The organism is uncultured Paraglaciecola sp. (assembly GCF_913058035.1).
In the GTDB taxonomy this organism is placed as follows: Bacteria; Pseudomonadota; Gammaproteobacteria; order Enterobacterales; family Alteromonadaceae; genus Paraglaciecola.
Map to the genome: position 1 here is coordinate 1 of NZ_CAJXPA010000123.1, position 13,755 is coordinate 13,755.

The 13,755-nt window shown below is 39.9% G+C and carries 16 protein-coding genes and 1 pseudogene; 5 read left to right on the forward strand and 12 right to left on the reverse strand.

The genetic code is table 11. From position 1 onward, the window contains the following. The 10 genes and pseudogenes from QZ562_RS14890 to QZ562_RS14935 form a co-directional block, all read right to left on the reverse strand. Positions 1-77, reverse strand: a pseudogene (locus QZ562_RS14890) (DNA-binding response regulator); the annotation flags it as partial. A 69-nt stretch (positions 78-146) separates the two neighbouring features. Further along, positions 147-422, reverse strand: coding sequence for a PepSY domain-containing protein (locus QZ562_RS14895; protein WP_293761697.1), 276 nt, complete (start codon positions 420-422; stop codon positions 147-149). 645 nt (positions 423-1,067) lie between these two features. Beyond that, positions 1,068-1,478, reverse strand: coding sequence for an alternative ribosome rescue aminoacyl-tRNA hydrolase ArfB (gene arfB / locus QZ562_RS14900; RefSeq protein WP_293761699.1), 411 nt, complete (start codon positions 1,476-1,478; stop codon positions 1,068-1,070). Between the two features lie 18 nt (positions 1,479-1,496). Then, positions 1,497-1,796, reverse strand: coding sequence for a YciI family protein (locus tag QZ562_RS14905; RefSeq protein ID WP_293761701.1), 300 nt, complete (start codon positions 1,794-1,796; stop codon positions 1,497-1,499). A gap of 32 nt (positions 1,797-1,828) precedes the next feature. Beyond that, the gene (gene trpA, locus QZ562_RS14910) at positions 1,829-2,647 is read right to left on the reverse strand and encodes a tryptophan synthase subunit alpha (RefSeq protein WP_293761703.1); all 819 of its coding nucleotides are present in this window, start codon (positions 2,645-2,647) and stop codon (positions 1,829-1,831) included. Continuing rightward, positions 2,640-3,827, reverse strand: coding sequence for a tryptophan synthase subunit beta (gene trpB / locus QZ562_RS14915; protein WP_293761705.1), 1,188 nt, complete (start codon positions 3,825-3,827; stop codon positions 2,640-2,642). The genes trpA and trpB overlap by 8 nt, the downstream gene beginning before the upstream one ends. Before the next feature lie 100 nt (positions 3,828-3,927). After that, a complete protein-coding gene (gene trpCF, locus QZ562_RS14920) occupies positions 3,928-5,313 on the reverse strand; it encodes a bifunctional indole-3-glycerol-phosphate synthase TrpC/phosphoribosylanthranilate isomerase TrpF (RefSeq protein WP_293761707.1) in 1,386 nt (461 codons plus the stop codon). 18 nt (positions 5,314-5,331) lie between these two features. Beyond that, positions 5,332-6,345: an anthranilate phosphoribosyltransferase gene (gene trpD / locus QZ562_RS14925; protein ID WP_293761727.1), complete on the reverse strand. Its 1,014-nt coding sequence runs from the start codon at positions 6,343-6,345 to the stop codon at positions 5,332-5,334. Positions 6,346-6,359: 14 nt separating this feature from the next. Next, the gene (locus tag QZ562_RS14930; RefSeq protein WP_293761709.1) at positions 6,360-7,007 is read right to left on the reverse strand and encodes an aminodeoxychorismate/anthranilate synthase component II; all 648 of its coding nucleotides are present in this window, start codon (positions 7,005-7,007) and stop codon (positions 6,360-6,362) included. Further along, positions 7,007-8,626, reverse strand: coding sequence for an anthranilate synthase component 1 (locus tag QZ562_RS14935; RefSeq protein ID WP_293761711.1), 1,620 nt, complete (start codon positions 8,624-8,626; stop codon positions 7,007-7,009). Before QZ562_RS14935 ends, QZ562_RS14930 begins: the two co-directional genes overlap by 1 nt. A 337-nt stretch (positions 8,627-8,963) precedes the next feature. Between QZ562_RS14935 and QZ562_RS14940 the strand changes: the two genes are divergently transcribed. The 5 genes from QZ562_RS14940 to rluB all read left to right on the forward strand — a co-directional run bounded on the left by QZ562_RS14940 (position 8,964) and on the right by rluB (position 12,922). Continuing rightward, on the forward strand, positions 8,964-9,803 hold the full coding sequence (locus QZ562_RS14940; protein ID WP_293761713.1) for a PHP domain-containing protein: 840 nt from the start codon (positions 8,964-8,966) through the stop codon (positions 9,801-9,803). 95 nt (positions 9,804-9,898) lie between these two features. After that, positions 9,899-10,519, forward strand: coding sequence for an L-threonylcarbamoyladenylate synthase (locus QZ562_RS14945; RefSeq protein WP_293761715.1), 621 nt, complete (start codon positions 9,899-9,901; stop codon positions 10,517-10,519). Between the two features lie 17 nt (positions 10,520-10,536). Continuing rightward, the gene (locus QZ562_RS14950; protein WP_293761717.1) at positions 10,537-11,394 is read left to right on the forward strand and encodes a ScpA family protein; all 858 of its coding nucleotides are present in this window, start codon (positions 10,537-10,539) and stop codon (positions 11,392-11,394) included. Beyond that, the gene (gene scpB, locus QZ562_RS14955) at positions 11,394-12,065 is read left to right on the forward strand and encodes an SMC-Scp complex subunit ScpB (RefSeq protein ID WP_293761719.1); all 672 of its coding nucleotides are present in this window, start codon (positions 11,394-11,396) and stop codon (positions 12,063-12,065) included. Before QZ562_RS14950 ends, scpB begins: the two co-directional genes overlap by 1 nt. Further along, on the forward strand, positions 12,065-12,922 hold the full coding sequence (rluB, locus tag QZ562_RS14960) for a 23S rRNA pseudouridine(2605) synthase RluB (protein WP_293761721.1): 858 nt from the start codon (positions 12,065-12,067) through the stop codon (positions 12,920-12,922). The genes scpB and rluB overlap by 1 nt, the downstream gene beginning before the upstream one ends. Positions 12,923-13,028: 106 nt before the next feature. Here the strand turns inward: rluB and QZ562_RS14965 are convergent, their stop codons facing one another. Both QZ562_RS14965 and QZ562_RS14970 read right to left on the reverse strand, forming a co-directional pair. Further along, positions 13,029-13,508 carry a hypothetical protein gene (locus QZ562_RS14965; protein WP_293761723.1) on the reverse strand — a complete coding sequence of 160 codons (480 nt, stop codon included), beginning with the start codon at positions 13,506-13,508 and terminating at the stop codon, positions 13,029-13,031. After that, on the reverse strand, positions 13,505-13,755 hold a 251-nt coding region (locus tag QZ562_RS14970), incomplete at its 5' end, for an SDR family oxidoreductase (RefSeq protein ID WP_293761725.1). The genes QZ562_RS14965 and QZ562_RS14970, both read right to left, overlap by 4 nt.

The window sequence follows — 13,755 nt, forward strand, 5'->3', positions numbered from 1 at the left end:
CTGTAACCATTTTTTTGCAATAATATGTCAAGCTGGGTAAGTAAACGGCTATCGTCTTCTACTATTAATATGCGCATTGAGTGCCTATATTTCCTGTACGTTTATATCTGCTAGACAGCATTTCTTCCAGCACAATGGATATCTGATTAATCCCTCTTCTTCTTTTTACTCACTTTCCCTGATTTTTTGTCAACATCTACAGATACCACTCGACCAGATTTTTGTAGAACTTTAACTCGATATCTACTTTTACTTTGATCGACTTTTAATACCCTACCACTGATTTTTTGTTGCGCTTTTTTTGCTGCTTCAGATTTTGTTTTGGGTACAGACTTAGTATTTTGAGCACAAACATGAGTGATGTTTAACGATATCGCCGTCAAACAAACAATCATAAATCTAATGTAAGGATTCTGCTTCAAAGTTCAGCTCTTATTGGTTGTTGTTAACACATGTGTTTATAAAGGTCATTAATCGACTTAAAAGCAATAACTATTTATGACATGAGATTAAAATATCTAATAATCATACATTTTGTCTTTCCATAAATACGAATATACTATTTGCTGAGCCATTTTAAAACTGTCTAATGTGCGAATATAAGTGGTCTTTGTATTCGCAACCACACTGTTTTGTTGTTTAAGTTGGTAGTTGGGTAAACAATAAACACATGCTTAGTTTTTTTAATACTTGGTGGACATTCACATATTTGAAGAAAGGGAGCGAATCTATGACCTTAGCTTTAAGTTCGCCACAGTGAGTTATATCGATATTAAGATATCTACTACAGTAATGTGTTGATGACACGTGAGTGAGCAATGAAGGGAGCAATATACTTATTTTAAACATCTCAGCTGTTCACCCGAATGTTACTTTAGGGCAATACTAATATGTTGAGTATGAATTCTAGCTGAATTAGGCTTAAACGAACATTTACGCTATAAGTAAAGCGACCTCAACAGCTGTAAATTCTTTGATTTTAGATATTTACTATGCCAAAAAAATTATGTGCTGTATTAACAAATATATGAATTATTCAAACCATAAGATGACTATTGGGTTCTTGATTAAAAATCTATTTTCTTACGCAACACTTTAGTCTGACCAGATTTCACTTTACTGTCTACACGCTTTCTTTGAGCATTTTTACTGGGTTTGGTAGCACGACGGGCCTTCTGCAGTTTTCCAGCTTCTACCAGTATTTCAGTCAGCCTTTCAAATGCATCTTGTTTATTCATTTCCTGAGTGCGGTGGCTTTGAGCTTTGATGATCAAAACACCTTCTTGGGTGATACGTTTATCTTTGCCTGAGAGCAGTTTTTGTTTGACGTATTCAGGTATATCCGCAATTTGAATGTCAAACCTTAAATGAATCGCACTAGACACTTTGTTCACATTTTGACCGCCAGCACCCTGAGCGCGCATAGCACTCAAATCTATAGCGGGGATCAGTAAATCAATGTTCGGCTTGTAACTCATTTAAGACTCTTCAACAATCTAAGGCAGTACTTTTTTGTAAGGTTTTACGACCACTTTTTGATACACGCCTGCGCTAGCATAAGGGTCAGTGTCTGCCCATTGCTGAGCTTCTTCTAAACTTTCAAATTCGGCGATCACCAATGAGCCAGTAAAACCAGCCTCGCCTGGATCTTCGTTGTCGATTGCAGGGCAGGGACCCGCTACTAAGACACGTCCTTGGTCAACCAATAACTGAATACGCTCAAGGTGTGCAGCACGAGTCTGTTTGCGAAGAGCCAAGCTATCTTCAATATCTTCTGAATAAATTACATACCACATAGTAACATCCTATAAATTATGAAAACAAACGGCTACTTGTGAGTAGCTGCTTTCATTTCTTTCACAAAGCTTTTAAGTTTTTCCAGCATGACGTCTGGCTGGCTTAGGTTTTCAGCAATAATATTGACTGTTGCCGAGCCAGAAATAGCGCCTGCAGCACCAGATTGAATGGCGTCTTCCACTTGTGCTGGTGTTGATATTCCAAAACCAAGTAATGGTGGAGCAACTTTATATTGAGTGAGTTTGTCTATTAATTCACTGGCAGGGATAGTTACCGCTGTCTCAGCCCCCGTGACGCCAGCACGACCTAACAAGTAGGTATATCCTTGGGATTTCTTACCAATCTGTGCAAACGTTTCATCACTTGCATTAGGCGGAGCGATCAAAATTTGTTTAATACCTGTTTGCTCGGCAATGGCAATAAAGCGGTCGGCTTCACGTAACGGAACATCAGCAATCAAAATGGAATCAACCCCGGCTTTGGCCGCATCTTGATAGAACTTTTCGATGCTGCGTTTAAGTATCAGGTTGCTGTATAGCAATAACCCAATAGGTATGTCTGCATATGTTTCTCGCACTTGACGAATAATTTCAAAACAATCATCTGTTTTAATCTTATTCGATAGAGCACGAATACTGGCTTTTTGAATAGTGGGTCCGTCAGCAATAGGGTCAGAATAAGGGAAACCTAATTCTAATCCATCTGCACCCCCTTCAACCAATGCTTTAATAATGTTCACTGAGGTTTGAATATCTGGATCTCCAACCATAACAAAAGGCACAAATGCACCTTCATTTTTTGCATCAAGTTGTTCGAACATCGAAGCGTAGCGGTCAATAGAATCAATCATGGCTTTGATCTCCTAAAATACTGCGGACATGCTCTAGATCTTTGTCTCCACGTCCAGATAAATTTACCACTATAATAGTGTCATCTTCTGCTTCATCAGCCATGTTTAAAGCATGTGCAAGGGCATGTGCAGGCTCAAGGGCAGGAATAATGCCTTCTTTTTGGGATAAAAGTTGAAATGCATTAAGGGCTTCCTCATCTGTTACAGATTCATACTCTGCACGACCGATGTCATATAGATGGGCGTGTTGTGGACCAACAGCTGGGTAATCAAGACCGGCAGAAACTGAGTACGACTCTTCAATCTGTCCGTCGCTATCTTGCATGATATAACTGAACGCGCCATGTAAGACACCTGTAGTACCTTTGCCAATTGCTGCGCCGTGGTCTTTGGTGTGAACTCCTTTCCCAGCTGGTTCAACGCCAATTAATCTAACGCTGGGCTCATCAATAAAATCGGCAAACATACCAATTGCATTTGAACCGCCACCTACACAAGCAACAATTGCGTCGGGTAAACGTCCTTCTTTTTCCATGATTTGTGCGCGAGTTTCTTCACCAATCATACGATGAAACTCACGGACTATAGTAGGGAACGGATGGGGTCCTGCAGCTGTGCCTAATAAATAATGGGCTTTGTCATAGCTTGCAGACCAGTCGCGCATAGCTTCGTTAACGGCATCTTTTAAAGTGCCAGAGCCCGAATTAACTGGAATAACTTTTGCACCCATTAAACGCATTCTGAATACGTTAGGTGCTTGGCGTTCCATGTCTTTGGCACCCATATAAATTCGTGCTTTTAAGCCTAGCAATGCACAAGCTAATGCAGTCGCTACGCCATGCTGCCCTGCGCCAGTTTCGGCGATGACTTCGGTTTTGCCCATGCGTTTAGTTAACAACGCTTGACCCAATACTTGATTGGTTTTGTGCGCGCCACCATGTAATAAATCTTCACGCTTAAGGTAGAGTTTTACTTTGGGGTTGCTGACTAAGTTTCTGGACAAAGTCATAGCTGTTGGACGGCCTGCATAATCTTTTAATAAACCCATAAATTCAGCTTGGAATTCTGGGTCTTTCTGAGCATCAATAAAAACTTGCTCGAGTTGGTCGAGTGCAGGCATTAGCAACTCGGGTACATACATACCGCCGTAGTCACCAAATTTACTGTCTAAATGATTCATCTATTTCTCACTTTTTAAAACGGTTTGTTTTAGCTACGAGCTAAATTAATAATGATTTACTTTAAGCTCTTCACTCGAAGTAAAATAGTCGCGACTACTTTCAATACTCTCTAAGTTGGCTAAAAGCTAAATTAATTTTGTCTTGCTGCTTAATACCCGGTGCACTTTCCACTCCAGAATTTAAGTCGAGCATGGCAACCTGCAAATTAGCTGCTTGTTTAATATTGTCTGGGGTAATGCCTCCAGCAAGCACAATGTAAGACTTGTCGGTTATTGCATCTAGTAATTGCCAACTAAAGCTTTGGCCTGTACCACCTGACTGTTCACCAATTTGGCAATCCAAAAGAAAGTAGTCAACGTCACTTTCCTCCAGTGTGGGTAATGTATTTTTCACCCCTTTGGCTATCCAAATCTGGCACTGTGCAGGCAATTTGATACGCAGACTGTCGATATAAGTTTGGTTTTCTTGACCATGTAGCTGAACCGCCGCCAACCGTAGTTCTTTTGCATAACTTATCACCTGCTCAATAGGAGCGTTAACAAACACCCCGACATAATAAAATGGCACAGCATAAGTAATTTGTTTGGCTTGCTCTAAAGTCACAAAACGTTTAGATTTTTCGGCAAAAATCAAACCTGCAAAACTGGCAGGGCTATCTTTGACTAATTTAGCTCCAGATAAACTGGTTGTACCACAAATTTTTATTGTTCCGTATATCAATTGTTTGGCAGCTAATTGCATATCCTTTTCGCCCATCAATGAACTACCTACTAAAAATGCGTCAACAAGTGGCGCTAATCTGCGAACATCTTGATGGGTATAAATACCCGACTCAGAGATGATTACATGTTCATGTTTAGCATGTTGTTCTATTAGAGGCACCAAACGCTCAGTCGTTGCTAAATCGGTACTAAGATCGCGTAAGTCGCGGTTATTGATGCCAATAATTTTAGCTTTCAGGTCACAGGCTCTTAATACTTCTTCTTCATTGCTGACTTCGGTCAATACGTCAAGTTGGTATTGCTCGGCGATATTTGCCAATTCGGTATATTGTTCATCGCTAAGGACAGATAGCATAAGCAATACCGCATCAGCATTATGATGACGAGCCAAATAAATTTGATAAGGTTCAACAAAAAAATCTTTGTTAATGACAGGCTGGCTCACACCAGCGCGAATATACTCTAGGTATTCAAACTTACCTTGAAAATATTTCTCATCTGTTAACACGGAGATACAAGCAGCAAATGGACTGTAAGCTTGAATTACTTCGTCTAAGTCAAAGTTTTCACGAATTATTCCTTTGGACGGCGACGCTTTTTTACACTCCAATATAAAGCTAGCATTTGGCTGCGCCAACGCATCAAAAAAGCTTCTGTCTGAAGGTGTTAAGCTGCCAATAAAATTTGCTAGCGGAAAATCAATTTTGCGTTGAGCGATTTCTTGTTTTTTGTCTAGGACGATTTTTTCTAATACATTGGCCATTTTTGTTAACAGTGTCCTTTATTGATTTTGGCTGATGGAAGCCGATAGTTTAATTGTGGCTAATGGAAGTTGTTGCTGCATAGCATTAATTGCCATCTCAGCCCCTTGTGCGAAGGTTTGTACTTTGCCACATAATTTTAATAGTGCAGCTGTGTTCATCGCCACAGCAGCTTGATGCGCTGCTTGGCCTTTACCAGCTAACACGTTTTCAATTAGGATTTTATTTTCTTCAGGCTCGCCACCTTCAATGGCGTCTAACGGATAACTTTCAAGTCCAAAGTCAGCGGGAGAAACACTGCTTTGTATCAATTCGTCACCATCCACTTCCACTATTTGTGTATTGCCATGTAAAGCAAACTCATCTAATCCACTACCATGCACTACCATGGCTTTTTTATAACCCAATATCTGCAAGGTTTTGGCAAAGGGCATCAGCAACTCTTCAGCATAAACACCAATAATTATGTGAGTAGGACGGGCTGGATTAACCAAAGGACCTAGCAAGTTAAATAAGGTGCGAGTTTTCAAGGTGGTGCGCACTGGCATCGCATGGCGAATACCCGAGTGATAATTTGGCGCAAACAAAAAACATAAATTTGATTGGTCTAAACATCGACGCGCTGTGTCTGCAGGCATAGTTAATTCTAAATCAAATGCTTTGAATAAGTCAGCGGAACCAGATTTGCTCGAGACACTACGATTACCGTGTTTAGCAACTTTTACACCACAGCTTGCAGCTACTATAGCTGACGCAGATGAGATATTAATGGTATTATGACCATCACCTCCTGTTCCCACAATATCAGCAAATTCGTAATCTGGGCGAGCAAATGCACCTGCGTTAGCTATAAGTGCAACAGCGGCTCCAGCAATTTCTTCCGGTTGCTCACCTTTAATTTTTAGTGCAGTAAGCAAAGAGGATAAAACAATATCGTCCACCTGACCGGTAATTACTTGTGAAAATACTTCAGTGACATCACTGAGCTTCAAGTCTTGGCCTTGATAGAGTTGTTGAAGAATTGTTTGGATCATCTGGTTCATGGGGTCTAAACCTTATCTTGGGTCAGGAATTCAATACTTTGCATAAGCAACTGGCTACCATGTGAAGTCAAAATAGATTCTGGGTGAAATTGAAAGCCTAGCATTTTATCTTCCAGGTGCACCACTGCCATAGGGATGTCTGCAAAATTTGCCAATACAGTTAATTCCTCGGGTATGTTACTAGCCATTAAAGAATGATAGCGAGCAACAGGCAAAGGCTGTGGCATGTTATTAAACATTTTATCAGCACAGTGTTCAATCAAAGATGACTTACCATGCATCACTTTTTCTGCTCGAATAATATTTCCTCCATAAGATTCAACGATCGCCTGATGCCCCAAACAAATTCCTAATACTGGGAATTGGCCTTTCACTAAGTTTAGTAACTCTAACATTGAGCCCGCTTGCGAAGGATTACCTGGTCCAGGTGATAACATCAACATTACTTGTTTAACTTGACTGTTTCTGTCAATTTGTTGTGATTTGTTTTGCATTTTTTGTAAAATGACATCAGCCGAAACGCTATTGCGATACACTATTAATTCAAGGCCTAATGTTCTTAATTCATCCACCAAGTTATAAGTAAATGAGTCAAAGTTATCCAGTAAAAATACACAAATTTGTTTATTGGTTTGAACTGCTTGTGACGTCATTATACTGCTCCTTTTGCTTTGACAGTGGTTGATTGCGAACTTGATATAATGGCACCTATTACCGCTTGTGCTTTACTTCGAGTTTCATCAGCCTCTGACTGTGGGTCAGAGTCATACACTACGCCTGCACCTGCCTGTATATAGGCAGTATCATTTTGTACAAATGCTGAACGAATAACGATGCATGTATCCATATCACCTTGACTATTAATGTAACCCACTGCGCCTCCGTAACTGCCGCGTCGTTGTTTTTCAACCTGACGGATCAATGTGGCAGCGCTGACTTTTGGTGCGCCGACTAACGTGCCCATATTCATACAAGCTTGGTAAGCGTTAAGCGCATCTAAATCATCACGTAATTGCCCAACTACTCGAGAAACCAAGTGCATCACATGGGAGTAGCGGTCAACTTTAAGTAAATCGGTAACATATCGTGATCCAGGTCTACACACTTTAGCTACGTCATTACGAGCTAAATCGACCAGCATTATATGTTCGGCGCGTTCTTTTTGATCTTCTTGTAAGTTGAGTTCTAAACGAGAGTCCAAATCTAGGTCGATACTTCCGTCTGCTCGTTTACCTCTTGGGCGAGTTCCAGCAATAGGGTAAATTTCGACTTGATTAGTTTGTTTGGTGTACTTTAATGCTGACTCAGGTGATGCGCCAAACATACAAAAATTATCGTCTTGTAAAAAAAACATGTAAGGACTTGGATTTTGTTGTTTTAAGGCACGATAAGCGTCATGAGGATGTAGACAGGGCAGACTAAAAGTACGCGAAGGGACTACTTGGAAAATATCACCAGCCAATATATTTTCTTTAAGCCTAATTACATCATCTATATATTCTTGATCGGATTTATTGACTAATAAGTCATCAACAGTCACAGCTGTTTTTACTTTTTCAGGATCACTTTGGGGTTTCATTGTGGCCAATTTATGTTTGACTTGTTCTAATCGTTGACTCACTGAGAAATAGTTATTGCCAACATCTTTGCCACTAAACACACTACCAATAATTTCGCTTTGTTTTGTTTGGTGGTCGATAATCACCAACGTTTCTGCTAGATAAAACACAAAATCTGGACAGTTATTAGAGCTTTCTTCAACTTCTGGTAGTTTTTCAAAACTGGCTAATAAATCATATGCTAAAGCACCACCCAAAAATACCGCATGAGGGTGTTGGCGAATAGCGGTAATTTTATTGGTGATCAATCTTAAAGCATCAAATACTGCAGGGGCTTTTAAACGACGGTCCTCATCAAGCTCTGCATCGGGTGCTGGAAATGTAAGGGTTACTAAGCCGTTTTTTGAGTCATACTCATGTATCACACCAACCGGACAGTATTTATCAAACATCGGCAATACAGCGTGGCCATTGTCTGATAATGCTTGACAATAGACTTGTTGGCCTCGGCATTCTAATTTAATTGCAGCGTCAACCAACAACAAACTTTTAAGATCATCTTTACTATCTATTTCGGCAGATTCTAATAGTAAATTATTACTTCGACCTTGGCATAGGTATTGAAATGCCATAAGTGGGTCGGCCACGTAATCGGCGGCTACTATTAATGTTTCTACTTTGCCAAACTGCTCTGTTAACTGGGCTAAACTCATCTTTTGATTCTCTATAACAATTTATCTTGAAGAGCAGACAAAAAAAAGCCCGCAATTTACGGGCTTTTTTGGAAATTAATTTGCGAAAACACAAACACTCACAGCCCGTTAGTTCAGGTTGTGCCACCACCATATATTGTGTGTTTGAATTTTTTTCATTATTTATTGTACTCGTTATAAGTTTAAATATGTTATTCAGCTGTGAATCAGTATAATAGAGCTAAGCAACATTAATTTGAGCGCATAGAAGAAAACAAATACGCTTCTATGTCAACACACAAATTAATCTTAATCATAAATAAAGCCATTAAAAAAGTGTTTACTGAGTGTTTACTGAATGAAAATCGATCTGCATAGCCATACCAATTATTCTGATGGGCATCTGTCTCCAAAAGAGTTGATCGACCGCGCGCACAACATGCAAGTCGATGTGTTAGCGATTACAGACCATGATACCGTTGACGGAATTCAAGAGGCGATGGATTACCAATCTAAGCAAAAGCGTTCTATGCAAATATTATCTGGTGTGGAAATTTCTACTTCTTGGCACAACTTTGATATTCATATTTTGGGTTTAAACGTCGACCATAAAAATACACAATTTTTATCCCGCTTAGGTCAACAAAGCGAAGAACGCGATCGTCGTGCCCAGCAAATGTCTGACAAGCTTGAAAAATTGGGTATTGAAAATGTGTTTGAACAAGCAAAAGTTTTGGCGGGAAAAGGCCAGATTACTCGCGCTCACTTTGCTAGAGTATTAGTAGAACGCCGTGTGGTGAAAGATTTTGGTGCGGTATTTAAAAAATATTTAGGCAAAGGCAAAAAAGCCCACGTTAAACCCCAGTGGATTGAAATAGAAGAAGCCATTACATGGATACAAGATGCAGGTGGTAAGGCTGTATTAGCTCATCCTGGACATTATGATATGACAAGTAAATGGCTAAAACGTTTGGTTGAAGAGTTTTCCAATGCTGGTGGAAATGGCATGGAGGTGATCCATTCTCACCTTACTCCGGAGCGCAAAAAACTGCTGGCTGACATGGCTACAGAACATGATTTACAAGCCTCTAGCGGTTCTGATTTTCATTACCCGAATCGCTGGACCGAATTAGGTAAAAACCTTACGTTACCAACACAGCTTGTACCAATATGGCATGACTGGTTACTTGCTGGTTAAGGAATAGATGTTAAAAAAGTGCTGGCTAAAAAACAGCCAGCTTTTATAATACTTAACAAGCAATACTGCTGCGATAGTAGAATAGGAATGTATTTATGAGCCAGTTTTTTTATATTCATCCTGAGAATCCTCAAATTCGCTTGATAAAACAAGCATGTGAGCTAATTCATAAAGGGGCTGTGGTGGTATATCCCACCGATTCTGGCTATTCCATTGGTTGTCACATGAATGACAAAAATGCCCTTGAACAAGTTTGCCGTATCCGTCAAATTGGCAAAGACCATAACTTTACTCTTATGTGTCGTGATGTGTCTGAGTTGTCTGAATATGCCAGAGTTGAAAACTCAGCTTTTAGAATGATCAAAAACAATACTCCAGGACCTTACACTTTTATCCTTAAAGCAACTAAAGAGGTGCCTAAAAGACTTCAGAATCCAAAACGTAGAACGATAGGGATCAGGATACCTAACAACAAAATTGCCTTAGCTTTGTTGGAAGAACTAGGAGAACCATTAATGTCTGCTACGCTCATTTTGCCCGGTGCTTTGGCGGCTGAATCGAACCCTGACGATATTCGTGATGAATTAGAAAAACAGGTGGGTCTAATCATCCATGGTGGATTTTTAGGTGAACAACCCACCACTGTGATTGATATGTCTGAGGGTGAAAATATTATTATTCGAAAAGGCAGTGGCGACACTAGCCCTTTCATTTAGACGATTAATTTATTCTTATGTCCACGGATAATTCTTCTTTTTCAGCCGCAAAGCAAGGTAAAGTGCAAGTTCAGCAACCGTTGCCACTGGCATTTGTTAACGGCGAGGCTTTAATCGAAAAACCTGAAGACTTATTCATCCCCCCAGATGCACTTGAACTAATTTTAGAGGCTTTTGAAGGTCCCCTAGACTTACTTTTGTACCTTATTCGCAAACAAAAATTCGATTTAATCAACTTGCCAGTGTATGAAGTCACGAAGCAATATATGGAATATGTAGAGTTGATGAAAGATATTAAATTAGAATTAGCTGCTGAATATTTATTGATGGCTGCTATTTTAGCCGAGGTGAAATCACGATTGTTACTGCCCAAGCGACCCGACGCAGAAGATGATGAAGATGACCCTCGCGCTGAATTAATTCGACGCTTAAAAGAATACGAATTAGTCAAAAATGCCGCGCAGGAATTAGATAATATTCCTCGCAAAGAGCGAGATATATTCCCTGCACAGGCTCAAATTTCAGATTTAGTGGCTCCAATTCGTGTTTTGCCCGGCGTCAGTTTACAAGATATTGTTTTTGGGTTTCAATCGGCTATGCAAAGATCAGAAGCCTTTGAACATCATCATATTGAAAAAGAAACACTGTCGACCCGAGAACGAATGAGTTTAATTTTAGAAAAGATTTCTTCTGAACATTACACCGGTTTTGATGAATTATTTTTAGCCAGTGAGGGTAAGGCTGGTGTAGTGGTGACTTTTTTAGCGATCCTAGAGTTAGGTAAGGAAAACTTAATTGAACTGGTTCAAGCAAGACCTTACGCTAATATTCATATTCGTGTTTCGCCTAGATTTTCGCAAGGAGTGCAGTCCTAATGGCCAAAATTTCTCGCGCCCAACTCAAACAATTAATTGAAGCAGCAATTTTTGTAGCTGAGCAACCGATTAGTCAAGAGCAAATGCAGTCAACCGTTTTAGACGGACTAGTCATTAGTAAAACTATGCTCAAAGATACTTTGGCAGAGCTAAAATTGGATTACCAAACCAGAGGTATTCAACTAGTTGAAGTAGCTTCGGGTTACCGCTTTCAATCTATGGACAGCTTGAGCATCTGGCTCAGTAAACTTTGGCAAGAACAAGCACCCCGATATTCTCGAGCAATGCTTGAAACGCTTTCTTTGATTGCCTACAGGCAACCCATTACGCGTGGTGAAATTGAAGATGTGCGAGGTGTGTCTGTTAGTAGTCAGATTATGAAAACCTTGCGCGAAAGAGGTTGGATAAAGATCATAGGGCACAAAGAAGTGGCTGGAAGACCCTCCTTGTATGCCACCACAAAAACATTCCTAGATTATTTTTCTTTAAAAAGTTTGAGTGATTTACCCAGTAATGGTGACTTTTTGGTATCCAAAGAAACAGACAATCAACTTAATATTCTATCGAGTGGGGCCAGCAATAGGCCCACTGATGATAATCCCCCACAACAATCTGCAGACAGGGCTAATATTGAACCTAGCAATGCAGATGAAACAGAGCAATTACATTAATGAGTGACAAATTACAAAAAGTACTGGCCAACGCTGGAGTAGGTTCGCGTCGTGAAATGGAAAAGTGGATAGAAGCGGGACGTATTTCAGTTAATGGTAAATTAGCAACGTTAGGTGATAGGGTCGAGTCTGCAGATAAGATCCGAGTGGATGGCAATGCTCTTAGCACGTCTAATGACGCCCCTGTTTGTCGAGTGTTGATGTACAACAAACCTGAGGGTGAGCTTTGTAGTCGAAAAGATCCTGAGGGCCGAGCAACAGTGTTTGACCGTTTGCCAAGTATCAAAAATGGGCGCTGGATTGCAGTGGGCCGTTTAGATATTAATACCAGCGGTTTGCTATTATTTACCAATGATGGCGAATTGGCGAATCGTTTAATGCATCCTAAACACGAAGTAGAACGCGAGTATTCGGTACGAGTATTTGGTGAAGTTGAAAATATAATGCTTAAGCGTTTAACTGATGGCGTAAAATTAGAGGACGGTGAAGCTAAATTTACACATATTGTTAAAAAGCCCGGTGACGAGGAAAGTCAAAATACTTGGTATAATGTGAGCCTGTCTGAAGGCAGAAACCGTGAAGTAAGGCGTTTATGGGAATCGCAAGGTTTACAAGTGAGCCGTCTAATGAGAGTTCGTTATGGTACTTTAGAGTTGCAAAAACGTTTACCTCAAGGTGGTTGGGTTGAGTTGGGTCTACCCGATTTAAATACATTAAGAAAAAGTGTACAACTGCCTGAAGAAACAGAAACTCTTATCAAAATTGCTCCTGGTAAATTAGATCACGTTAAGATAAGGAGAATGCGTCGCTCTGTTAAAAAACACAGAGTAAGACAGGCTAATAAAAAACGTGATTAATACGGGTAATTTCGGTCAGCACGTAAAAATAGTGAAGTTTGACTAAACGCTCTTAACTGAGTGAATACTCAATAACAGACTTGTTCATTTTTCTAGATGAGTTTTGTTAAGCGCCAATTCTTTTTTTATAGAGCTGATCATAAAAAGGCTGAACGTGATGCACGACTGATAGTTGTTCATCGTTCAGTTGCAGATCTTTAGCTGAAAAAGACGCAAAGCCTTCGGAATTATCAACATTTTCATACCAGTGTTTTGCCCAAACCCCATCACTTGTTCGACTGCCTTTTGGCCATTTCAACATTGTAGACATGAATGCAACGTCTACTTTTTCACACAATAGCTTTAAGACTTTCTCAGGGGATCTAAGCACATCATTAGAATCAATAATTGGGATGTCTTGCCCAGATAGCCTAGTGATATCTTGATACAACTCGAACTGCCTTTGGATGCCTATATCTTGGGCTGAACACACACCGCGGCTATTAGTATACGAATTAACAACTTGAGCTGGATCGCGGATCAAAAAACAATGTTGTAGCTCTTTGGTCCAACTTAAATCCAGCCCTGATAGCATATGGTGCGTCATATGTTTTTGATATTGTATTTTTTCTTAATAAATTTTTCTAAATTTTTCTTTGTATTAGGATTTTTTTTCCATCTAATCTGCATACCCGTATCTATTGGCCCAGGTAAGATTATATTTGATCTAATTTTGCTAGATGCAAATTGAATGGCAAAAGACTTTGAAAGTCTAATCATTGCTGCTTTTGAAGCACCATAGGCATCTTGAGGTTTGTCATCACCAGATAATGCATCAATGGAAGATATATGCA

Bases quoted from the DNA above. Each gene is read 5' to 3' on its own strand.
- QZ562_RS14935 (WP_293761711.1), bottom strand. From the start codon at position 8,626: ATGAGTTTAGCCCAGTTAACAGAGCAGTTTGGCAAAGTAGAAACATTA.
- trpA (WP_293761703.1), bottom strand. From the start codon at position 2,647: ATGATTGATTCTATTGACCGCTACGCTTCGATGTTCGAACAACTTGAT.
- QZ562_RS14965 (WP_293761723.1), bottom strand. From the start codon at position 13,508: ATGACGCACCATATGCTATCAGGGCTGGATTTAAGTTGGACCAAAGAG.
- QZ562_RS14950 (WP_293761717.1), top strand. From the start codon at position 10,537: ATGTCCACGGATAATTCTTCTTTTTCAGCCGCAAAGCAAGGTAAAGTG.
- QZ562_RS14945 (WP_293761715.1), top strand. From the start codon at position 9,899: ATGAGCCAGTTTTTTTATATTCATCCTGAGAATCCTCAAATTCGCTTG.
- arfB (WP_293761699.1), bottom strand. From the start codon at position 1,478: ATGAGTTACAAGCCGAACATTGATTTACTGATCCCCGCTATAGATTTG.
- scpB (WP_293761719.1), top strand. From the start codon at position 11,394: ATGGCCAAAATTTCTCGCGCCCAACTCAAACAATTAATTGAAGCAGCA.
- trpD (WP_293761727.1), bottom strand. From the start codon at position 6,345: ATGATCCAAACAATTCTTCAACAACTCTATCAAGGCCAAGACTTGAAG.
- QZ562_RS14905 (WP_293761701.1), bottom strand. From the start codon at position 1,796: ATGTGGTATGTAATTTATTCAGAAGATATTGAAGATAGCTTGGCTCTT.
- QZ562_RS14930 (WP_293761709.1), bottom strand. From the start codon at position 7,007: ATGACGTCACAAGCAGTTCAAACCAATAAACAAATTTGTGTATTTTTA.
- trpCF (WP_293761707.1), bottom strand. From the start codon at position 5,313: ATGGCCAATGTATTAGAAAAAATCGTCCTAGACAAAAAACAAGAAATC.
- QZ562_RS14940 (WP_293761713.1), top strand. From the start codon at position 8,964: ATGAAAATCGATCTGCATAGCCATACCAATTATTCTGATGGGCATCTG.
- trpB (WP_293761705.1), bottom strand. From the start codon at position 3,827: ATGAATCATTTAGACAGTAAATTTGGTGACTACGGCGGTATGTATGTA.
- rluB (WP_293761721.1), top strand. From the start codon at position 12,065: ATGAGTGACAAATTACAAAAAGTACTGGCCAACGCTGGAGTAGGTTCG.